The sequence below is a fragment of the Pseudomonas sp. NPDC086251 genome (genome assembly GCF_044746405.1).
Classification (GTDB): domain Bacteria; phylum Pseudomonadota; class Gammaproteobacteria; order Pseudomonadales; family Pseudomonadaceae; genus Aquipseudomonas.
Window position 1 is genome coordinate 25,884 of record NZ_JBIVBY010000038.1, and the last position, 22,352, is coordinate 48,235.

Here is a 22,352-nt window from a genome sequence, read left to right on the forward strand (position 1 = left end):
GGCTTTTGTCCTTTAACCGATTGCAGAGGGCTCTTGATGAAAATGCTTCCCCTACGTGCGGCCATTGCGGCCGCGTTGCTGAGTGTCGCTGTTGGCGTCTCGGCCAAACCCCTGGTGGTGTGCACCGAAGCCAGTCCGGAAGGCTTCGACATGGTCCAGTACACGACTGCAGTCACAGCCGATGCGGTGGCCGAAACCATCTTCAATCGCCTGGCGGATTTCAAGCCTGGCACCACTGAAGTGATTCCGGCACTGGCCGACTCCTGGGACATCAGCGAAGACGGCCTGACCTACACGTTCCACCTGCGTAAAGGCGTCAAGTTCCACACCACCGACTACTTCAAGCCGACCCGCGACATGAATGCCGACGACGTGGTCTGGAGCTTCCAGCGTCAGCTGGACCCAAACCATCCATGGCACAAACTGTCGAGCGTGGGCTTCCCGTACTTTGAAAGCATGGGCTTCAAGGAACTGCTGAAAAGTGTCGAGAAGATCGACGACAACACGGTCACGTTCACCCTGACCCGTCGTGAAGCGCCGTTCCTGGCCGACATCGCCATGGCGTTCTCCTCGATCTACTCCGCCGAATACGCCGACCAGCTGCTCAAGGCGAACAAGACCGGCGACCTCAACAACAAACCGGTCGGCACCGGCCCGTTCGTCTTCCAGCGCTACAACAAGGACGCCCAGGTTCGCTTCAAGGCCAACCCGGATTACTTCCGTGGCAAGCCACCGGCTGACGCATTGATCCTGGCCATCGCCACCGACAACAACGTGCGCCTGCAAAAGCTCAAGGCAAACGAGTGCCAGATCGCGCTGTATCCGAAACCGGATGACATCCCGAGCATCAAGAAAGACACCAACCTGAAAGTTGACGAACTGAACGCGATGACCGTTTCGTACGTCGCCATGAACACCTCGCACAAGTACATGAGCGATGTGCGGGTGCGCAAAGCCATCGACATCGCCTTCGACAAGGAAGCCTACGTCAATGCGCTGTTCGGCAAAGGCAATGCTACGGCGGCGGTCAACCCGTACCCGGACACCCTGCTGGGCTACAACCACACCCTGAAGAACCCGGCCCACGACCTGGACAAGGCGCGCGCCCTGCTCAAGGAAGCCGGTGTACCGGAAGGCACCACATTCACCCTGTTCACCCGTAACGGTGGCGGCCCGACCAACCCTAACCCTATGCTGGGCGCGCAGATGATGCAGTCGGACCTGGCGCGGGTCGGGATCAAGGTCGATATTCGCGTCATGGAATGGGGCGAAATGCTCAAACGCGCGAAAAATGGCGAGCACGACATGGTTTCCGCCGGATGGGCGGGTGATAACGGCGACCCGGATAACTTCCTGACGCCTATGCTCAGTTGCGAGGCGGCCAAAAACGGCGAAAACTACGCGCGCTGGTGCAATGAGAAGTTCCAGACGCTGATCGATGAAGCTCGGGCTAAAGTTAACCCGGCGGAACGCGCAGCGCTCTACGAGCAAGCACAGGAGATTTTCAATCAGGACCAGCCATGGATCAGCATGGCGCACACCCGTATGTTCACCGCAATGCGCAACAACGTAGAGGGCTATCACATTAGCCCGCTCACCACTAATAACTTCGCCACCACCCAGGTGAAGTAGATAAGAAACTACCGGCATTCCTGACCCAGGAATGCCGGGCACGCCTAACCGGCTGATGAGGTACACCACAAGATGTTTAGTTTTATTGCCCGCCGACTGGGGTTATTGATCCCCACGTTCTTCGGCATCACCTTGCTGACTTTCGCGTTGATTCGCATGATTCCTGGCGACCCCGTGGAAGTGATGATGGGCGAACGTCGCGTCGACCCCGAAATGCATGCTCAGGCAATGGAACGCCTTGGCCTTAACAAACCGTTGTATGCCCAATACCTGGACTACATCGGCAAGTTGGCCCACGGCGACCTCGGTGAATCCCTGCGTACCCGTGAAAGCGTGTGGAGCGAATTCACTTCGCTATTCCCCGCGACCCTGGAACTGTCCATGGCCGCCCTGTTGTTCGCCGGCATCCTGGGCCTTTTGGCCGGGGTGATCGCGGCACTCAAGCGAGGATCCCTGTTCGACCATGGGGTGATGGGCGTCTCCCTGGCGGGATATTCGATGCCGATCTTCTGGTGGGGCCTGATCCTGATCATGTTCTTCTCGGTGTCGCTGGGCTGGACCCCGGTGTCCGGGCGGATCGACCTGCTCTATGACATCGAGCCGCGGACCGGCTTCATGCTCATCGATACGCTGCTGGCCGATGACGTCGGTGCGTTCTTCGATGCCCTGCATCACCTGATCCTGCCGGCCATTGTGCTGGGCACCATTCCGCTGGCGGTGATTGCGCGGATGACCCGTTCTTCGATGCTTGAAGTACTGCGTGAAGACTACATCCGTACCGCCCGCGCCAAAGGCCTGTCGCCGTCGCGCGTGGTGTTCGTCCATGGCCTGCGCAACGCGCTGATTCCGGTACTGACCGTGGTCGGCCTGCAAGTCGGCACCTTGCTCGCCGGCGCCGTCCTGACCGAAACCATTTTCTCCTGGCCGGGCATCGGCAAATGGCTGATCGAAGCCATTGGCGCACGGGATTATCCCGTGGTGCAGAACGGCATCCTGTTAATCGCCTGCCTGGTGATTGTGGTCAATTTCGTGGTGGACATCCTCTACGGCTTTGCCAACCCACGCATCCGTCACCAGCGCTGAGATCATCATGACCATGACCACCCCAGCTGCAACTCCAAATCAAGCGGTAACAGTCGATCAAAGCCTGCTGTATCCGTCCCCGTACAAAGAATTCTGGCAAGCGTTCTCCAAGAACAAAGGCGCCGTCGCCGGCCTGATGTTCATGCTGCTGGTGATTTTCTGCGCGATCTTCGCCCCTTGGGTTGCGCCGCATAACCCGAGCGAGCAGTTCCGCGACTTCCTGCTGACCCCGCCAGCCTGGCTGGAAGGCGGGCAGATTCAATTCCTGCTCGGCACCGATGAACTCGGTCGCGACCTGCTGTCGCGCTTGATCACCGGTTCGCGCCTGTCCTTGATGATCGGCTTGTCGTCGGTGGTGATGTCGCTGATTCCGGGGATCCTTTTGGGTCTGTTCGCCGGGTTCTTCCCGCGCTTGCTCGGCCCGACCATCATGCGTCTGATGGACATCATGCTGGCCCTGCCGTCCCTGCTGCTGGCCGTGGCGATTGTCGCCATCCTCGGCCCTGGCCTGATCAACACCGTGATCGCCATCGCTGTGGTGTCCCTGCCGTCCTATGTCCGCCTGACCCGCGCCGCGGTGATGGGCGAACTGAACCGCGACTACGTGACCGCCGCACGCCTGGCCGGTGCCACTCTGCCGCGCCTGATGTTCGTCACCGTGCTGCCCAACTGCATGGCGCCGCTGATTGTTCAGGCGACCTTGAGCTTCTCCTCGGCGATTCTCGATGCCGCCGCACTGGGCTTCCTCGGCCTTGGCGTACAACCGCCAACCCCTGAGTGGGGCACCATGCTGGCTTCGGCTCGCGACTACATCGAACGCGCCTGGTGGGTGGTAAGTCTGCCTGGTTTGACCATTTTGCTCAGCGTGCTGGCAATCAACTTGATGGGCGACGGCCTGCGCGATGCGCTGGACCCGAAACTCAAGAACGCCGCCTGAGGAGATTCAAATGTCACTGTTAGAAATCAAGAATCTCAACGTTCGCTTCGGCGACAAGAACGCCGTTCCGGTGGTCGACGGCCTCGACATTACCGTGGACAAGGGCGAAGTCCTGGCCATCGTTGGCGAATCGGGTTCCGGCAAGTCCGTGACCATGATGGCGCTGATGGGCTTGATCGAACATCCGGGGATCGTCACCGCCGACGCCCTGAATTTCGATGGCAAGAACATGCTCAAACTGAGCAACCGTCAGCGTCGGCAGATCGTCGGCAAAGACCTGGCCATGGTCTTCCAGGACCCGATGACCGCGCTGAACCCGAGCTACACCGTCGGTTTCCAGATCGAAGAAGTGCTGCGCCTGCACCTGAAAATGTCCGGCAAGCAAGCCCGCGCCCGCGCCATCGAGCTGCTGGAAAAAGTGGAAATCCCGGGCGCTGCCAGCCGTATGGACGCCTACCCGCATCAACTGTCCGGCGGCATGAGCCAGCGCGTTGCGATCGCCATGGCGATTGCCGGCGAACCGAAACTGCTGATCGCCGACGAACCGACCACGGCACTCGACGTCACGATTCAGGCGCAGATCATGGACCTGCTGCTGGCGTTGCAGAAAGAGCAGAACATGGGCCTGGTGTTGATCACCCACGACCTCGCGGTCGTGGCCGAAACCGCCCAGCGCGTGTGCGTGATGTACGCCGGCCAAGCGGTCGAAGTGGGTCATGTGCCACAGCTGTTCGACATACCGGCGCATCCGTACAGCGAAGCGCTGCTCAAGGCCATTCCGGAACACAGCCTGGGCGAGTCGCGCCTGGCCACGTTGCCGGGCATCGTTCCAGGTCGTTATGACCGTCCGCAAGGCTGCCTGCTGTCGCCACGCTGCCCGTATGTGCGTGACAACTGCCGCACCCAGCGTCCGACGCTCGACCCGAAAAGCAACAGCCTCGCCCGCTGCTTCTACCCGCTGAATCAGGAGGTGGCGTAATGGCCGTCGTACTTACAGCCCGCGACCTGACCCGTCACTACGAAGTGTCCCGTGGCTTGTTCAAGGGCCATGCGACCGTACGCGCCCTGAACGGTGTGTCGTTTGAACTGGAAGCCGGCAAGACCCTCGCGGTCGTCGGCGAATCGGGCTGCGGCAAATCCACCCTGGCCCGTGCCCTGACGCTGATCGAAGAGCCGTCCTCCGGTTCCTTGAAAATCGCCGGGCAGGAAGTCGCCGGCGCCAACAAGGCTGAACGCAAGCAATTGCGCAAAGACGTGCAGATGGTGTTCCAGAGCCCGTACGCGTCGTTGAACCCACGGCAGAAAGTCGGTGATCAGCTCGCAGAGCCGTTATTGATCAACACCAACCTCAGTGCCTCGGAGCGTCGCGAGAAAGTCCAGGCGATGATGAAGCAGGTGGGCTTGCGTCCCGAGCATTACCAGCGTTATCCGCACATGTTCTCCGGCGGTCAGCGCCAGCGGATCGCCCTGGCCCGCGCGATGATGTTGCAGCCGAAAGTGCTGGTGGCGGACGAACCGACTTCCGCACTCGACGTGTCGATCCAGGCGCAGGTGCTGAACCTGTTCATGGACCTGCAACAAGAGTTCAACACCGCCTACGTGTTCATCTCCCACAACCTGGCGGTGGTGCGTCACGTCGCCGACCACGTGATGGTGATGTACCTCGGCCGCCCTGTGGAAATGGGCCCGAAAGAGGACATCTACACCCGTCCCCTGCACCCGTACACCCAGGCGCTGTTATCGGCGACGCCGACCATCCACCCGGATCCGGACAAACCGAAAATCAAGATCGTCGGCGAGTTGCCCAACCCGCTGAACCCGCCGTCGGGCTGCGCGTTCCACAAGCGCTGCCCGTACGCGACCGAGCGCTGCAGCACTGAAGAGCCGGCCCTGCGCCTGCTCGACAGCCGCCAGGTGGCTTGCCACTACGCCGAGCAATTCCTCGACGGCGCGGCGTAAAGATGTGGGAGCGGGCTTGCTCGCGAAAGCGGTTTTTCAGTCGCCATCGATATTGACTGATATGACGCCTTCGCGAGCAAGCCCGCTCCCACAGGGATAGGCGAACTGTTCACTGACCTCTTCTGCCTGGACTGCGCATCAGTCCGGCAGAAGGGGTTTTCTTTTGTCGGTCATTTACGTCTGGCTATCGCCGTCGTCGTCATCCGAGTCCGGTTCGTCAGTGGTCGAATCGTCATCATCGGCACTGCCACCCTGGCCCTGATCGCCGGGTTCCGATTCGGATTTGGCGATCATCTGGCCGCCGTGCGCGGCCTGCCCGCTGAACGCTTGCCTGTCGTGATCTTCGCACTCGGCCCACGCCGCCGACATGCCCACGGACAGCATCACCAAAACCTTAAGCAACAGCACAATGCGTTGAAAAATGCTCATAGCCGATTCCATCCTTTCTTGAGTGAAGCATGGGTGCGTGTCTGGCGTTGAGTAAATCTAGTTCCGATTCACCCGACTCTCCAGATAGGACGCTAACGAATGGACAGAATGCCGCCGAGAGGGAGATTGGTTTTGCATAACGGCTATAACCAGATCAGCTAAGTGAAGCGGACTCACTGCGCGTAGACGAAAGCTCCCGTTGCTGCTCCGACAAACGCGTCGCTTGATAAAACAGCGGTATCGACAACAGCGCCATGGCCGCGCTGGCGAGCCACACGCTGTGCCCACCAAAATGACCGTACAACTGGCCGCCAAGCGCCGGCGAAATCAGCACGCTCGCACTCCAGCACATGAAGAACAGGCCAAAATACTGCCCGCTTTTTCCGGCTTGCGCATGCTGCATGACCAGCACGTTCAAGGGCGGCATGAACAGCGCTTCGCCGAGCGTCCAAATCACCGTCGACAAGCAGACGTACAACACGCCGGACCCCAAAGGCAGCATCCCGAGCCCGCCAGCCAACAACACACTGCCCGCCAGCAGTTGCCGGCGCACGCCCCACTGCTCACTCCAGTGCGATAACGGAATTTGCAGCACCACCACCAGCACTGCATTAAGTGCAAATTGCCACCCAATGACGTCGGTACTCAACTGGTAGAAATCGTGCAGATAGTTGGCCAGCATGCTGAAGACCGGGTCAAAGGCAATCCCGAGCAAGACGGCACCCGCCAACAACCAGAGAAAAGGTTTGTCTCGATACGGTCCGCAGGCGCCCGACGCACTGTCAGGCCCTTCATCCGGCTGCAGAACCGGTCGACGAAATGTCACCCGGACAAACCAGAACAACGCCAACAGCGTCATGGCCGCACTGACAAAAAACACCCAGCGAAAATCTGTCTGCGCCAGGAACCCACCCATCACCCCCGCGCCCGCCATGCCCAGGTTCCTCGCAACACGGCTCAATGACTGCGCACGAGCCCGCTGCGCAACCGGGCAATACTCCATGATCAAGCGCTGATGAAGTGTTCGAATCGCCCCGTCGAGTACACCGCTGAACAGCAGCAAACCCGCCAGCAACCGCACGTCGGTGACCAGCCCCAACAACACCAGGACCCAGGCTGAGGCGAAAAACAACGCAGCGGTGAGCCGCGCCGTGGACACGTGATCACTCAGCAGCCCGCCCACCATCGACCCGATCAGCAGCCCGGCCCCGTACCCGGATAACAACCAGCCCACGGTTTCAATCGTCAGCCCCAGTTCCTGACGCAGGTACAGCGCCATGAACAGCTTGACCATGGCGCTCAACCGATTGATGAAGAGCAACGCGGCCAGCATCCAGGCCATCGGACAGAAATAGCCATCGAGTCGAATCAGGTGCGTGAGCCGGCTAGTCATGCCATGGGTTCCGGGTGCTCCTGCTCATGGAAAATCGCTCCTTGCGAAATGTTCTCTGAACCCTAGACGTCGACGCGTTCGTTGTCGCGGGTAAAAACCCCGATAACGGAAAACCAGAGTAAAGCTACGAAATCGGGGGAAAAGACCTACAGAAACGACTTACACATAGATCGCGGGGGCACCCCACAACCTGTAGGAGCGAGCTTGCTCGCGATGGACGTCAAGACGCTGCGTTTCATCAGGCACTGCGCATTATCGTTGGCGTTTTTCGCGAGCGAGCTCGCTCCTACAGGAATAAAAAAACCCCGCAGCTTTCGCAACGGGGTTTTCGGTATCGCCGATCAGCGCTTAGTGATGCTCACGCGTCGCGCGGAATTTCACGTCTGGCCAGCGCTCTTCCATCAGCGCCAGGTTGACCCGGGTCGGGGCCAGGTAGGTCAGGTGACCGCCGCCGTCGATGGCGAGGTTTTCCACAGCCTTGACCTTGAACTCCTCGAGCTTCTTCCTATCGTCGCAATCGATCCAGCGCGCGGAATAAACGGTGATGGGCTCGTAGGAACACTCGACCTTGTATTCCTCTTTCAAGCGGCTGGCGACCACATCGAACTGCAGCACACCGACGGCGCCGAGGATGATGTCGTTGCTGCGCTCGGGGAAGAACACCTGGGTCGCGCCCTCTTCCGCCAGTTGCTGCAGGCCCTGACGCAGTTGCTTGGATTTCAGCGGATCACGCAGGCGCACGCGACGGAACAGTTCCGGGGCGAAGTGCGGGATACCGGTGAAACCGAGGACTTCGCCTTCGGTGAAGGTGTCGCCGATCTGGATGGTGCCGTGGTTGTGCAAGCCGATGATGTCGCCGGCAAACGCTTCTTCCAGCTGCTCACGCTCGGAGGAGAAGAACGTCAGCGCATCACCGATCCGCACGTCCTTGCCGGTGCGCACGTGGCGCATCTTCATGCCTTTTTCGTACTTGCCGGAGCAGATCCGCATGAAGGCAATACGGTCGCGGTGTTTCGGGTCCATGTTCGCCTGGATCTTGAACACGAAGCCGGCGAATTTTTCTTCAACCGGTTCCACGGTACGCTCGTTGGCGACACGGGCCAGCGGTTTCGGCGCCCAGTTGACCACGGCGTCGAGCACGTGATCGACACCGAAGTTGCCCAGTGCAGTACCGAAGAACACCGGGGTCAGTTGGCCGTCGAGGAATTCCTGTTGATTGAATTCGTGACAGGCGCCCTGCACCAGTTCCAGCTGATCGACGAAGCGATCGTACTCGTCGCCCAAGTGCGCGCGGGCTTCATCGGAGTCGAGCTTCTCGATGATTTTCACATCGGTGCGCTCGTGGCCGTGACCGGCGGTGTAGACGATGATGTAGTCGTCGGCGAGGTGGTAAACGCCCTTGAAATCGCGGTAGCAACCGATCGGCCAGGTGATCGGCGCCGCCTTGATCTTCAGGACCGCTTCGATTTCGTCGAGCAGTTCGATCGGGTCGCGGATGTCACGGTCGAGTTTGTTGATGAAGCTGACGATCGGCGTGTCACGCAGGCGGCAGACGTCCATCAGCGCGATGGTCCGTGGCTCTACACCCTTACCGCCGTCGAGAACCATCAAGGCCGAGTCGACCGCCGTCAGGGTGCGGTAGGTATCTTCGGAGAAGTCTTCGTGGCCCGGGGTGTCGAGCAGGTTGATCATGTGGTCGCGATACGGGAACTGCATGACCGACGTGGTAATGGAAATACCCCGTTGTTTTTCCATTTCCATCCAGTCGGAGGTGGCATGGCGGTCGGATTTGCGAGATTTCACCGTGCCAGCAATCGCAATCGCCTTGCCCATCAGCAAGAGCTTCTCGGTGATGGTGGTTTTACCGGCATCGGGGTGGGAAATAATGGCGAAAGTGCGGCGTTTCGCGACTTCGGCGGCCTGTTTGGTCATGGGAAATCGCCTGGCAGGTGATTCAAAAAAGGGCGGCGAGTATAGCCCAAAACGTGACCTCCGGACCACCGTTCGCCCACGGGCGATCGGGATGCGGGGTGGCTAAATGCTTTTAATTATGGAACCTTTTAAAAGGTGGAGGCGTCCACTCCCCTGTTACGGCTATGCGTCAGGGGCTGAAAAATCAGCAAGTTAGCCTGACGAGGCTGCGCTTATGGCTCGATACGCCGTACGCCTTCCCCTGTAGGAGCGAGCTCGCTCGCGATGAACATCCAGGCAACGCGCTTGCTCAGGAAGCACGCGTTATCGTTGACGTCCATCGCGAGCGAGCTCGCTCCTACAGAAGAACGCGTCGGCATGAGCTGCTTCTCGCGAACGCTTAATACCCCGGCAGCCAGGAATGGCTTTGCCACTCGGGACTGCGTCCGCCGACTGAACAAAAGGAGTCCGCCTGTGGCTATTCGCTATGGCAAGGGGCTGATAGGAGGTGCGGTTGTCGTCGCTCTCCTGGCCCTGCTGGTCCATTGGATTGGCATCAACACGATCGAACATTACCGCGACGATTTGTTGTTTTACCTGCAAGCTCATCTGATTCTCGTCCTTGTTTCCATGCTGGCCGCCCTTGTTGTGGGCATCCCCGCCGGTATTTTCCTCAGCCGCCCGACCATGGTGGGCCGCGCTGAACGCTTCATGCAGATCTTCAACATCGGCAACACCGTGCCGCCTCTCGCCGTACTGGCCATCGCCCTGGGGATTCTGGGCATTGGCAGCGGCCCTGCGATCTTCGCCCTGTTCCTCGCTTCGCTGTTGCCGATCGTGCGCAACACCTATGAAGGCCTGAAAAATGTGCAGGGTTCACTCAAGGAAGCGGCCGTCGGCATCGGCATGACGCCGACGCAAGTGCTGTGGCGGGTCGAACTGCCGAACGCGGTGCCGATCATCATCGGTGGCGTGCGCGTGGCCCTGGCGATCAACGTCGGTACTGCACCGCTGGCGTTCCTGATTGGCGCCAACAGCCTGGGCAGCCTGATTTTCCCCGGCATCGCCCTGAACAATCAGCCGCAATTGCTGCTCGGCGCGGCCTGCACCGCCCTGCTGGCCTTGCTGCTCGACGGTCTGGTGACACTCGCCAGCCGCCTCTGGCTCGAACGCGGCTTGCGCCCGTCTTAAGCCTCGGCAAAGGAATACACATGAAGAAAATTAGCTTATTAATGGGCTGCGTCCTGCTGTTCGCAGGATTGGCCCAAGCCGCTGAAAAACCGGTGATCCGCATCGGCGCCCGGGTGTTCACCGAACAAACCCTGCTGGCGGAAATCACTTCCCAATACCTGCGCACCAAGGGTTACGACACCCAGGTGACCGGCGGTCTGGGCAGCAACCTGGCCCGCAGCGCCCACGAAAGTGGCCAGCTGGACTTGATGTGGGAATACACCGGCGTATCGCTGGTGGCTTACAACCACATCACGGACAAGCTCGACAGCGCTCAGTCCTACGTCAAGGTGAAGGAACTCGACGCGAAAAAAGGCCTGGTCTGGCTGACCCCGTCGAAATTCAGCAACACCTATGCCCTGGCGCTGCCAGAAACCACCGCGAAGGCGTATCCGCAGATCAACACCATCAGCGAGCTGAACACGGTGATGCAGGCTGAGGCGAAGACCAACCACCTCGTCGCGCTGGACACCGAGTTCGCCAACCGTTCCGACGGTCTGGACGGCATGGTCGACCTCTATGGCATGAACCTGACCCGCAAAAACATCCGGCAGATGGATGCGGGTTTGGTCTACACCGCCCTGCGTAACGGCCAAGTGTTCGCCGGCCTGGTCTACACCACCGACGGTCGCTTGAACGCCTTCAAGCTCAAGTTGCTTGAAGACGACAAGCATTACTTCCCGGATTACACCGCCGCGCCGGTAGTGCGTCAGGTCTACCTCGACGCGCACCCGAAACTCGCGGAAGACATCAAACCGCTGGCCGAGTTGTTCGACGACGAAACCATGCGCGCGCTGAACGCGCGGGTCGATGTCGATCACGAAAGCCCTTCATCCGTTGCCGCCGATTTCCTGCGCCAGCACCCCATCAACTGAGGAGGAAAAGTTATGGAATTCTTGAACGCCTTTTCCCATCTCGATTGGCCGCAGGTGTTGCACCTGACGTGGCAGCACATCACCCTGGTCGGCATCGCCGTGACCCTGGCGATTCTGGTCGGCGTGCCGCTGGGCATCCTGATGACGCGCTTCCCGACACTGGCCGGCCCGCTGCAAGCCAGCGCCACGGTGCTGCTGACCGTGCCGTCGATAGCGCTGTTCGGCCTGCTGCTGCCGTTCTACTCCAAATTCGGCCAGGGCCTGGGACCGATGCCGGCGATCACCGCCGTGTTTCTGTACTCGCTGCTGCCGATCATGCGTAACACCTACCTGGCGCTGACCGGCGTCGAACCGGGCATTCGCGAAGCCGCTCGCGGCATCGGCATGACTTTCGCCCAGCGCTTGCGCATGGTTGAACTGCCGATCGCGGTGCCGGTGATCCTCGCCGGTGTGCGCACCGCCGTGGTCATGAACATTGGTGTCATGACCATCGCCGCGACCATCGGCGCCGGTGGCCTCGGTGTACTTATTCTCGCTTCAATCAGCCGCAGCGACATGTCGATGCTGATCGTCGGCGCCGTGCTGGTCAGTCTCCTGGCCATCTTCGCCGACCTGCTTCTGCAATGGCTGCAACGCACGCTGACTCCAAAAGGACTCCTGAAATGATCGAACTTCAAAACCTCAGCAAGACCTTCCAAAGCAACGGCAAAGATGTGAAAGCCGTGGACTCGGTAAGCCTGACCGTCAATGAAGGCGAAATTTGCGTGTTCCTCGGGCCATCGGGCTGCGGCAAAAGCACCACGCTGAAAATGATCAACCGCCTGATCAAGCCGACCTCGGGCAAGATCCTGATCAACGGCGAAGACACCACCGACCTCGACGCGGTGACCCTGCGTCGCAACATCGGTTATGTGATCCAGCAGATCGGTCTGTTCCCGAACATGACCATCGAGGAAAACATCACCATCGTTCCGCGCCTGCTGGGCTGGGACAAACAGAAATGCCACGACCGCGCCCGCGAGTTGATGAGCATGATCAAGCTTGAACCCAAGCAATACCTGAATCGCTACCCGCGTGAATTGTCCGGCGGTCAGCAGCAACGGATCGGCGTGATTCGTGCGTTGGCGGCGGATGCGCCGCTGTTGTTGATGGATGAACCGTTCGGTGCGGTTGACCCGATCAACCGCGAGATGATCCAGAACGAGTTTTTCGAGATGCAGCGCGCGCTGAACAAGACCGTGATCATGGTCAGCCACGACATCGACGAAGCCATCAAGCTCGGCGACAAGATTGCGATTTTCCGGGGCGGCAAGTTGATCCAGGTCGATCACCCGGACACCCTGCTGGCCCACCCGGCGGACGAGTTCGTCAGCAGCTTCGTCGGCCAGGACAGCACCCTCAAGCGCCTGTTGCTGGTGAAAGCCGAAGACGCGGCGGACAACGCGCCGTCGGTGAGCCCGGAAACGCCGGTGGCCGAGGCCCTGGAGTTGATGGACGAACTGGACCGTCGTTATGTGGTGGTCACGGACAGTGAGAACAAGGCGCTGGGTTATGTGCGCCGTCGCGACTTGCACCGGCAGACCGGGACCTGCGCGCAATACCTGCGCGAGTTCAACGCCACGGCGGCGTTCGACGAGCATTTGCGCATCCTGCTGTCGCGTATGTACGAGTTCAACCGCTCGTGGTTGCCGGTGATGGACGCGGAACGGGTGTTCCTCGGCGAAGTGACCCAGGAATCGATTGCCGAGTACTTGAGTTCCGGCAAGTCCCGTGGCGGCAAGACCAGCATTGTTTCGCCAGCAGAGGCTGCGGTGGCCTGACCGACGCCTTCGCGAGCAAGCCCGCTCCCACATTTGATCGGCGTTGTCTGGATGAACGCGGATCAAATGTGGGAGCGGGCTTGCTCGCGAATGGGGCACCACGAATCCCGCAGAACCCCATCAAATATCCCTTCTACGGGAACATCACACTGTCATGCAGGTCGGTTACATCAGTAGATGTCCGGGACCGCACGACGTATGCGTGCAAAAACGCGACATTTTTTGTTGATCTCAAGCCCCTCACGCCCTAAAGTTCGCGCCGAACGTCCATGCTGGAAACGATCCATCCGGCTCAAGTACTGACGACGAGACAGCAAGGCCAAGGGAAAGCACCGCGTCCCATGGCCTTTTTGCTTTCGGCGACATGCCTTGGGAAGTAGGCGAACCAAAGTGGGGATACGGAGGACGTTCATTTGCGCCCATTTATTTTTTTGTTTGCCCTGTAGGAGTCCCAAGCATGTCGATCAACGTCGAAGACTATTTCGCGCGCGATACCTTCAACAAAATGAAGGCATTCGCCGACAAACAAGAAACCCCGTTCGTGGTCATCGACACCGCGATGATCAGCCAGGCCTATGACGACCTGCGCGCCGGTTTCGAATTCGCCAAGGTCTACTACGCGGTCAAGGCCAACCCGGCCGTCGAAATCATCGACCTGCTCAAAGAAAAAGGCTCGAACTTCGACATCGCCTCGATCTACGAGCTCGACAAAGTGATGAACCAGGGCGTTGGCCCGGATCGCATCAGCTACGGCAACACCATCAAGAAATCCAAGGACATCCGCTACTTCTACGAGAAGGGCGTGCGTCTGTATGCCACCGACTCCGAAGCCGACCTGCGCAACATCGCCAAGGCGGCACCGGGTTCGAAAGTCTACGTGCGCATCCTCACCGAAGGCTCGACCACCGCTGACTGGCCGTTGTCGCGCAAATTCGGCTGCCAGACCGACATGGCCATGGACCTGCTGATCCTCGCTCGTGACCTGGGCCTGGTGCCTTACGGCATCTCGTTCCATGTGGGTTCGCAACAGCGCGACATCAGCGTCTGGGACGCGGCGATTGCCAAGGTCAAAGTGATCTTCGAACGCCTGAAAGAAGAAGACGGCATCCACCTGAAGCTGATCAACATGGGCGGCGGCTTCCCGGCCAACTACATCACCCGCACCAACAGCCTGGAAACCTACGCTGAAGAAATCATCCGTTTCCTCAAGGAAGACTTCGGCGACGAGCTGCCGGAAATCATCCTCGAACCCGGCCGTTCGCTGATCGCCAACGCCGGCATCCTGGTCAGTGAAGTGGTGTTGGTCGCGCGTAAATCCCGTACCGCGGTAGAGCGATGGGTGTACACGGATGTGGGCAAGTTCTCCGGCCTGATCGAAACCATGGACGAAGCCATCAAGTTCCCGATCTGGACCGAGAAGAAAGGCGAGATGGAAGAAGTGGTCATCGCCGGCCCGACCTGCGACAGCGCCGACATCATGTACGAAAACTACAAGTACGGCCTGCCGCTGAACCTGGCGATCGGTGATCGTTTGTACTGGTTGTCGACCGGTGCCTACACCACCAGCTACAGCGCCGTTGAATTCAATGGCTTCCCGCCGCTGAAATCGTTCTACGTGTAAGCGCTACACGCGGAAAACAAAAAGCCCATGACCTGTCATGGGCTTTTTTACACCTGAATTTCACGCATTCGAAGCAGCTGACTACCGCTCTTCCCGCACATGCCACAGCCGAAGTATGTAGAGCGTGGAGCCCTGAATCTCGTACCGCATCTCATAATGACCGACCAATAGTCTGCGCACATCTCGCGGCTCAAACTCTTCAATCCGCTCGCCAATTCGCGGATTACTGAGCAAGGTGGTAGGGGCTTGAGTCAGCGATTGCACAGTGCGCGCTGCTGCTGGGCGGTTGACCACTGCGAGAAATTCAAAAAGCCGAGCAAGATCCGATAACGCTTTACTGGTCCACTTCAACTCCATCAGCGCGGTACCGGCAACGGGTTTTCAGTACTCAAACTTTCCGCCCAGGCCTGGACAGACTGATGATCAATCACCCTTCCGGCGTCAACGTCAGCCATTGCCTCGCGAGTAAGTCGGCTTCGCTCCTCCTCCAGATCGATCCAGTCGGCAAGCGCCTGCTTCATGATCCAGCCGCGCGAACGTTCCATCCTGGCTGCCATCTGATCGACTTTATCAGCCAGCTCCATAGGCACATGTGCAGTCAATACTTTGGTTGCTGCCATGATCTGGTCTCCACGAGGCAATTCGATTAGAAGTGATTAACTTCCAATCATAGTGATTTAAACCAATTCAACAACCCCGGACACACTCCGCTCATCGCTCATCTGAACCATGCGTTGATGATAGAGGGCTGCGAATTCACGAATGTGTGGATTTGGCGCGTCCAACAGCGTCTTGCTCGCCACCCGCAAAAAATTCAGATTGCCGCCGGCCAGCGCCTTGCGCAACCAGTCCAACGCCTCATCGATTTGCCCTTGATCCGCCAGCATCGCGGCATAACTGAACTGCCCACGAAAATCCCCGCCAACCGCCGAGAGCCGATACCAGTCACGCGCTGCCTGCGAATCAGCCGGGCACACCTGCCCTTCTTCCAGATAGCGCCCCAGCAGGTTCATCGACTTTGCGTGGCCCAGTTCCGCAGCGCGGCGATAGAGGTTCAGCGCTTGCGCCTGATCCTCGACCACCCCGCGCCCGGTCGCCAACAGGTTGGCGTAGTTGTACATCGCCCAATCCAGCCCGGCCTCGGCCGCCTGGCGGTAATGCCTGGCGGCAAGCGTGGCATTGGCGTTGCAGCCCCAACCGTGCTCATGACACCGACCGAGCATGTTGCGCGCCATCAGGTGCCCGCCGTTGGCGGCGATCTCGAACCAGCGCACGGCCAGCGGCTGATCCTGCGCGATGCCCTGCCCGTCCAGCAGAATCTGCCCAAGCAAGGCCTGGGCATCGAGCACGCCTTCGCGGGCCGCAATCAGAATCGCCTGGGCGGCTCGGGCGGGGCTTTCATCGAGCATGGCTTTGAGCCGATCACCGTCGAGCACTTCTTCGCGGCGCAGTTGGAAACTCATACCTCGACCCAACGCCGCAACAGGTTGTGGTACGTGCCGGTCAGACGAATCAGCGAAGGATGGTCGGGCATGTCCTGGGTCAGCTGTCGAATCGCCCCGTCCATCTCGAACAGCAGCGCACGCTGGCTGTCTTCACGGACCAGGCTTTGCGTCCAGAAAAACGAGGCATACCGCGTACCGCGGGTCACGGCGTTGACCTTGTGCAGGCTGGTGCCGGGATACAGGACCAAATCGCCGGCCGGCAACTTCACGCGCTGAGTGCCGAAGGTGTCCTGGATTTCCAGTTCACCGCCGTCGTAGTCCTCCGGCTCGCTGAAAAACAGCGTCGCCGACAAATCGGTGCGGACCCGCTCGATGCTGCCCTTGGGCTGACGCACGGCGTTGTCGATGTGAAAGTCGAAACTGCCGCCGGCCGTGTAACAGTTCAGCAACGGAGGGAAGACCTTGTGCGGTAACGCGGCGGACATGAACAACGGATTTCCCCACAACCGCTCAAGCATCGCCGCGCCGACTTCCTTGGCCAGTGGATGGCCCTCGGGCAGTTGCAGATTGTGCTTGGCTTTGGCCGACTGATAACCGGCGGTGATTTTGCCATCGGCCCAATCAGCCTGTTCCAGAGCCTCGCGAATGCGCTGCACTTCTTCTTTCGCGAACACGCCGGGAATGTGCAGCAGCATGGGGTGACACCTGAATGCAAAGGGACGGCAATGGTATTGATTCTTATTGACTGTGTAAAACCCCCGCGACGAACGAAACAGCAAAAACCGTAAGGGTAAATTGTAAAGAATGTAAATTCAGTGCAAATAGTAAAGTTTCGCAATTGATACAAATACCTGTTTACCCTATATTCCGCGGCCTCAAATCCTTGGGGAGGGGAATAAAAATGTCACGCCAACAACCACAACTACCGGTCAGTTCACCGCGTTTACTCGCTTCTGCAATTGGCGTGGCGATCACTGCCAGCTCCGCGGGCCACATGGTTTTCGCAGCTGAAAAAACCGACGAAAAAGCACCAAGCAACACCATTTCCCTGGGCGCTACCGCGATCACTGGTGAAGCTCAGGATCAGACTTCCTACAACGTCGAAAAAGCCTCCTCGCCCAAGTACACCGCGCCGCTGGTGGACACACCGCGCTCGATCACCGTCATTCCGCAACAAGTGCTCAAGGACACCGGCGCCCTGAACATGCAGGACGCGCTGCGCACCGTTCCCGGCATCACCTTTGGTGCCGGTGAAGGCGGCAACCCGCAAGGCGACCGTCCCTTCATTCGCGGCTTCGATGCCCAAGGTGATACTTACCTGGACGGCGTGCGCGACACCGGTTCGCAGAGCCGCGAAATCTTCGCCGTAGAATCGATCGAAGTCAGCAAAGGCCCGAACTCGGCCATTGGCGGTCGTGGCGCGGCGGGCGGCAGCATCAACCTGGTGAGTAAAAAAGCTCACTTGGGTGACTCGCTCGATGGTGGCTTCACCTGGGGCTCCGACCAGACCCAGCGCTACACCTTCGACGGCAACTACCAGTTCACCGATACCGCTGCTGGCCGTCTGAACCTGATGAGCCACGAAAGCAATGTCGCCGGCCGTGACAGCGTCGATTACGACCGCTGGGGCATCGCGCCGTCGCTGGCCTTCGGCCTGGGCACCGATACCCGGGTCAACCTCGACTACTACCATCTGGAAAGCAACGACACCCCGGACTCGGGCATTCCTTACTCGATCCCGGTCGCAGGCTCCGCTGCCCGCACCAAGTCCAACCCGGACAAGCCGGATGACGGCGGCGACAGCAGCAACTTCTACGGCCTCAATGATCGTGATTTCCGCAAGACTCGCGTCGACACCGCGACCTTCGCCATCGAGCACGACCTGAGCGACGCGCTGACCGTCAAGAACACTCTGCGCCACGGCACCAGCATGCAGGATTACATCCTGACCCAGCCGGACGACAGCAAGGGCAACGTCAACAATGGCAGCGTCTGGCGTCGGGCCAACACTCGCGTGAGCAACACCGAGACGACGACCAACCAGACCGACCTGTTTGGTGATGTCTATATCGCCGGGTTCAAGAACAGCTTCGCCACTGGTATCGAGTTCAGCCACGAAGAAAGCAAAAAATCTTCGTACAACGTCAATACGGACACCACGCCACTGACGCCAACGACACCCACGAATCCATCAGGCACCAACTGTTCGCCTGCATTGATCGGCGCACCGAGCGGTTTCAACTGCACCTCGCTGTCGAACCCGAACCCGAACGACCCATGGAACGGTGCAATCTCGCGTAACTACGCCGGCACCACCACCAAGGCCGACACATATGCGCTGTATGTGTTCGACACCCTGGAATTGTCCGAGCAGTGGCTGGTGAACATGGGCCTGCGTTACGACCATTTCGACACCCAATACAAAACCTACACCGCAGCCGGTGGCACCACGGCCAAGGGTGACGACACCAGCGAGTTCGTCACCGGTCAGTTCGGCGTGGTCTACAAGCCTGCGGAAAACGGCAGCATCTATGCATCCTACGCCACGTCCGCCACACCGCCAGGCTCCAGCCTTGGCGAAGGTCAGGATGGCAACCCGCTGGGCGGCACCCCTGATCGCAACGGCAACCTGCTGGGCAGCGACATGGAGCCGGAAACCACCAAAAACTACGAAATCGGCACCAAGTGGGATCTGCTGAACGATCGTCTGTCGCTGACGGCAGACATCTTCCGCACCGAGAAAGACAACGCTCGGGTGCAAACCAACACCACCACGTACGAAAACGTCGGCAAGACCCGCGTTCAAGGTTTCGAGCTGTCGGCCACCGGCAAGCTCACCGACAAATGGCAGGTGTTCGCCGGTTATGCCTACATGGACAGCGAGCAAGTGGATGGCGGCGATTTGCCGGCCAACAAAGCCAACGATGGCAACGAACTGCCGAACACCCCGAAGAACAGCGCCAGCCTGTGGACGACTTACCAAGTCACGCCGAAGCTGACCATCGGCGGCGGCGCGTTCTATGTTGACGACGTGTTCGGTAGCGCAGCCAACACCACCATGGTTGATTCCTACGTTCGCTACGATGCAATGGCCGCGTACAAGCTGAGCAAAAACGTGGATCTGCAATTGAACGTGCAGAACCTGACCGACGAAACCTACTACGACAAGGCCTTCTCGACTCACTTCGCCAACCAGGCGGCGGGCCGAACTGCTTTGCTGAGCACCAACTTCCACTTCTAACCACCGCTGTAGGAGCGAGCTCGCTCGCGAAAAACGCAAGAACGACGCGGGGTCAGGTTTACCGCGTCATCGTTGACGACCTTCGCGAGCAAGCTCGCTCCTACAGGATTGGCAGTGGGCCAGGCCCCGTTCATCTACATGAACGGGGCTTTTGTGCGTAAGAAAGAATGTTTCTCGACAACCCACGGCATAATGCGCGCCGTGATGACTATTTTTGAACGAACAAGGCGAGCGACGTGTTGAAGAAAACCCTGTTCCAGTTGCACTGGTTTTTCGGCATCAGCGCCGGGCTGGTCCTGGCCCTGATGGGCATCACCGGGGCCACGGTGTCGTTTGAGGACGAGATCCTCCGGGCTTTGAACCCTTCGGTGTTGCAGGTCGAAAAACAGCTCGCCGGTGTGCTGCCACCCGTTGAACTGGTGGAGAAAATCGAAGGCGCCTCGGGCAAGAAAGTCGCGATGATCTGGGTCGAGACCGACAGCGGCAACGCCGCGCGAGTGTCCTTCACCCCGCCACCGGGTGAACGCCGTGGCGAGATGCGCTACTTCAACCCGTACACCGCCGAATTCATGGGCCATGCCGTCGGCGAGGACTTCTTCGGCTTCATGTTGCAACTGCACCGCTTCCTCGCCATGGGCGACACCGGCCGGCAGATCACCGGCGCCTGCACGCTGATTCTGGTGTTCTTCTGCCTGTCGGGTCTGTACCTGCGCTGGCCGCGCCAGTGGAACAGCTGGCGTGCCTGGCTGACCCTCGACTGGAAGAAAAAGGGCCGCAGCTTCAACTGGGATTTGCACTCGGTGGCCGGCACCTGGTGCCTGGTGTTTTACCTCCTGGCGGCGTTGACCGGGTTGTCCTGGTCGTATGAGTGGTACAACAAAGGCCTGACCCAACTGCTTTCCGATGCGCCGCAAAACGAACGCGTTCGCGGTGGCCGTGGCCCTGCGCCGAGTGGTCCGGCGCCCACCGCCGATTACGCGGCGATGTGGAGCAGCATCTACAGCGCCGCCGGCCCGAACCTGTCGGCCTACAACATCCGCATGCCGCCCGTGGCCGGACAACCGGCAACCGTGTTCTACCTGCTGAACACTTCGCCACATGATCGCGCGTTGAACCAGATCAGCCTCGACCCGGCCACTGGCGTGGTCAAGCGGGTTGACCGTTACAGCGACAAGAGCCTCAAGGCGCAACTGCTGACCAGCATTTATGCGCTGCACGTCGGCAGCTATTTCGGCATCGTCGGGCGGATCATCCTGACGCTCAGCGCACTGACCATGCCGCTGTTTTTCGTCACGGGCTGGTTGCTGTACCTCGACCGTCGCCGCAAGAAAAAGCAGATCAAGGACGCGCGCAAAGGCCTCGTGCAACCGGGCAGCGATGCGCCGGCCTGGTTGATCGGTTTCGCCAGCCAGAGCGGCTTCGCCGAGCAACTGGCGTGGCAGACCGCCGGCCAATTGCAGGCTGCCGGCCTGCCAGTGAAGGTTTCGCCGCTGGCGAATGTCAGCGAACAGGATTTGCGTGATTCCAACCATGCGCTGTTCGTGGTCAGCACCTTCGGCGACGGCGAAGCGCCGGACAGCGCCCGGGGTTTTGAGCGCAAAGTGCTGGGCCGGACCTTGAGCCTGGAAAGCCTCAACTATGCGGTACTCGGACTCGGTGATCGGCAGTATCAACACTTCTGCGGCTTCGCCCGACGCTTGCACGGCTGGTTGGGCGAACACGGCGGCAAGACGCTGTTCGCCCCGGTGGAAGTCGACAGCGGCGACCCTTACGCCTTGCGTCACTGGCAGCAGCAACTCGGCCTGCTGACCGGACAGGCACCCGTGGACACTTGGCAAGCGCCGAGCTATGACAACTGGACGCTGACCCGTCGTGATTTGCTCAACCCTGACAGCAGTGCCTCGGGTGTTTACCTGCTGGGCCTGACCGCACCGACGACCAGCAGCTGGCTGGCCGGTGACCTGGTGGAAGTGTTGCCGCGTAATTGCCCGTGGGCGATCGAGCATTTCCTTGATGGCATGGGGATTGATGGTCGAGCCACGGTTGAGCTAGACGGCCTGTCGCAACCGTTGGAGCAAGCCCTCGCCACTCGGCAACTGCCGGAGAATCGAACGCACCTGGTCGGTCTGCATGCGCAGGCGCTGGTGAACGCGTTGGTGCCCTTGGCCATGCGCGAATACTCCATCGCCTCGATTGCCGCCGATGGCGTGCTCGAACTGATCGTGCGCCAGGAACTGCATCCTGACGGCAGCCTGGGCATCGGCTCAGGTTGGCTGACCGAACACGCGCCGGTGGGCAGCGCCATCAGCCTGCGTGTACGACGCAACAGCGGTTTTCATCTGCCAACCGAGCCTGTGCCGATGATCCTGCTGGGCAATGGCACCGGTCTGGCGGGGCTGCGCAGCTTGCTCAAGGCGCGGATTGCCGACGGCCAGCAACGGCATTGGCTGTTGTTCGGCGAGCGCCATCGCGAACACGACTACCTGTGCCGCGACGAGCTGGAAGACTGGTTGATTTCCGGCGACCTGGAGCGCCTCGATCTCGCGTTCTCACGGGATCAAGAAGAGAAAATCTACGTGCAGGACCGGCTGCGCGAATCGGCGGACGAGTTGAAGCAATGGCTGGCGGACGGCGCCGTCATCTACATCTGCGGCAGTTTGCAGGGGATGGCTTGCGGCGTGGACCACGTGCTCAACGAAATCCTCGGCATTCCAGAGGTCGACCGCCTGATCGAACAGGGCCGCTACCGCCGCGACGTCTACTGACCCACCACAAT

At 59.8% G+C, this 22,352-nt stretch carries 19 protein-coding genes; 12 read left to right on the forward strand and 7 right to left on the reverse strand.

Annotated features, from left to right (window positions below; genetic code table 11):
* Nucleotides 1–36: 36 nt before the first annotated feature.
* The 5 genes from ACIPL2_RS30180 (at nt 37) to ACIPL2_RS30200 (ending at nt 5,611) form a co-directional block, all read left to right on the forward strand.
* Complete coding sequence (locus tag ACIPL2_RS30180) at nt 37–1,632, forward strand: ABC transporter substrate-binding protein (RefSeq protein WP_401363025.1); 1,596 nt, start codon at nt 37–39, stop codon at nt 1,630–1,632.
* Nucleotides 1,633–1,704: 72 nt separating this feature from the next.
* Nucleotides 1,705–2,715 (forward strand): ABC transporter permease subunit, encoded by a 1,011-nt coding sequence (locus ACIPL2_RS30185; protein WP_401363028.1) that lies wholly within the window; start codon nt 1,705–1,707, stop codon nt 2,713–2,715.
* Between the two features lie 13 nt (nt 2,716–2,728).
* Complete coding sequence (locus ACIPL2_RS30190; protein ID WP_401363115.1) at nt 2,729–3,652, forward strand: ABC transporter permease subunit; 924 nt, start codon at nt 2,729–2,731, stop codon at nt 3,650–3,652.
* Nucleotides 3,653–3,662: 10 nt separating this feature from the next.
* Nucleotides 3,663–4,631, forward strand: coding sequence for an ABC transporter ATP-binding protein (locus tag ACIPL2_RS30195; protein ID WP_401363031.1), 969 nt, complete (start codon nt 3,663–3,665; stop codon nt 4,629–4,631).
* Nucleotides 4,631–5,611, forward strand: coding sequence for a peptide ABC transporter ATP-binding protein (locus ACIPL2_RS30200; RefSeq protein WP_401363034.1), 981 nt, complete (start codon nt 4,631–4,633; stop codon nt 5,609–5,611). Before ACIPL2_RS30195 ends, ACIPL2_RS30200 begins: the two co-directional genes overlap by 1 nt.
* A gap of 174 nt (nt 5,612–5,785) precedes the next feature.
* Here ACIPL2_RS30200 and ACIPL2_RS30205 read toward each other — a convergent pair whose 3' ends face one another.
* The 3 genes from ACIPL2_RS30205 to ACIPL2_RS30215 all read right to left on the reverse strand — a co-directional run bounded on the left by ACIPL2_RS30205 (nt 5,786) and on the right by ACIPL2_RS30215 (nt 9,365).
* Nucleotides 5,786–6,040, reverse strand: a complete 255-nt coding sequence (locus tag ACIPL2_RS30205; protein WP_401363037.1) for a hypothetical protein — start codon at nt 6,038–6,040, stop codon at nt 5,786–5,788.
* Nucleotides 6,041–6,194: 154 nt separating this feature from the next.
* On the reverse strand, nt 6,195–7,433 hold the full coding sequence (locus ACIPL2_RS30210) for an MFS transporter (RefSeq protein ID WP_401363040.1): 1,239 nt from the start codon (nt 7,431–7,433) through the stop codon (nt 6,195–6,197).
* Between the two features lie 348 nt (nt 7,434–7,781).
* Nucleotides 7,782–9,365, reverse strand: coding sequence for a peptide chain release factor 3 (locus ACIPL2_RS30215; protein ID WP_401363043.1), 1,584 nt, complete (start codon nt 9,363–9,365; stop codon nt 7,782–7,784).
* Between the two features lie 453 nt (nt 9,366–9,818).
* Here ACIPL2_RS30215 and ACIPL2_RS30220 point away from each other — a divergent pair, with 453 nt between their 5' ends.
* The 5 genes from ACIPL2_RS30220 to ACIPL2_RS30240 all read left to right on the forward strand — a co-directional run bounded on the left by ACIPL2_RS30220 (nt 9,819) and on the right by ACIPL2_RS30240 (nt 14,890).
* Complete coding sequence (locus ACIPL2_RS30220; RefSeq protein ID WP_054049992.1) at nt 9,819–10,535, forward strand: ABC transporter permease; 717 nt, start codon at nt 9,819–9,821, stop codon at nt 10,533–10,535.
* 20 nt (nt 10,536–10,555) lie between these two features.
* Nucleotides 10,556–11,449 carry a glycine betaine ABC transporter substrate-binding protein gene (locus tag ACIPL2_RS30225; RefSeq protein ID WP_401363046.1) on the forward strand — a complete coding sequence of 298 codons (894 nt, stop codon included), beginning with the start codon at nt 10,556–10,558 and terminating at the stop codon, nt 11,447–11,449.
* A gap of 12 nt (nt 11,450–11,461) precedes the next feature.
* Nucleotides 11,462–12,115 (forward strand): ABC transporter permease, encoded by a 654-nt coding sequence (locus tag ACIPL2_RS30230; protein WP_401363049.1) that lies wholly within the window; start codon nt 11,462–11,464, stop codon nt 12,113–12,115.
* Nucleotides 12,112–13,269 (forward strand): betaine/proline/choline family ABC transporter ATP-binding protein, encoded by a 1,158-nt coding sequence (locus ACIPL2_RS30235; protein WP_401363052.1) that lies wholly within the window; start codon nt 12,112–12,114, stop codon nt 13,267–13,269. Before ACIPL2_RS30230 ends, ACIPL2_RS30235 begins: the two co-directional genes overlap by 4 nt.
* A gap of 457 nt (nt 13,270–13,726) precedes the next feature.
* Nucleotides 13,727–14,890, forward strand: a complete 1,164-nt coding sequence (locus ACIPL2_RS30240) for a type III PLP-dependent enzyme (protein ID WP_033058084.1) — start codon at nt 13,727–13,729, stop codon at nt 14,888–14,890.
* Nucleotides 14,891–14,971: 81 nt separating this feature from the next.
* On the opposite strand, the gene ACIPL2_RS30245 is transcribed toward ACIPL2_RS30240, so the two are convergent.
* Genes ACIPL2_RS30245 through ACIPL2_RS30260 form a run of 4 tightly spaced genes read right to left on the reverse strand, consistent with a single transcriptional unit; the run spans nt 14,972 to nt 17,030 of the window.
* On the reverse strand, nt 14,972–15,247 hold the full coding sequence (locus ACIPL2_RS30245; RefSeq protein WP_401363055.1) for a type II toxin-antitoxin system RelE/ParE family toxin: 276 nt from the start codon (nt 15,245–15,247) through the stop codon (nt 14,972–14,974).
* On the reverse strand, nt 15,247–15,510 hold the full coding sequence (locus tag ACIPL2_RS30250; RefSeq protein ID WP_401363058.1) for a CopG family ribbon-helix-helix protein: 264 nt from the start codon (nt 15,508–15,510) through the stop codon (nt 15,247–15,249). The genes ACIPL2_RS30245 and ACIPL2_RS30250 overlap by 1 nt, the downstream gene beginning before the upstream one ends.
* A 57-nt stretch (nt 15,511–15,567) precedes the next feature.
* Entirely contained in the window at nt 15,568–16,353 is a 786-nt protein-coding gene (locus ACIPL2_RS30255; protein ID WP_401363061.1) for a tetratricopeptide repeat protein, read from the reverse strand.
* Nucleotides 16,350–17,030: a Fe2+-dependent dioxygenase gene (locus tag ACIPL2_RS30260; RefSeq protein ID WP_401363063.1), complete on the reverse strand. Its 681-nt coding sequence runs from the start codon at nt 17,028–17,030 to the stop codon at nt 16,350–16,352. Before ACIPL2_RS30260 ends, ACIPL2_RS30255 begins: the two co-directional genes overlap by 4 nt.
* Nucleotides 17,031–17,236: 206 nt before the next feature.
* On the opposite strand from ACIPL2_RS30260, the gene ACIPL2_RS30265 reads away from it, so the two are divergent.
* Together ACIPL2_RS30265 and ACIPL2_RS30270 are read left to right on the forward strand one after the other, a co-directional pair.
* A complete protein-coding gene (locus ACIPL2_RS30265; RefSeq protein ID WP_401363065.1) occupies nt 17,237–19,576 on the forward strand; it encodes a TonB-dependent receptor in 2,340 nt (779 codons plus the stop codon).
* 236 nt (nt 19,577–19,812) lie between these two features.
* On the forward strand, nt 19,813–22,341 hold the full coding sequence (locus tag ACIPL2_RS30270) for a PepSY domain-containing protein (protein ID WP_401363066.1): 2,529 nt from the start codon (nt 19,813–19,815) through the stop codon (nt 22,339–22,341).
* The last annotated feature ends 11 nt before the right edge of the window (nt 22,342–22,352 follow it).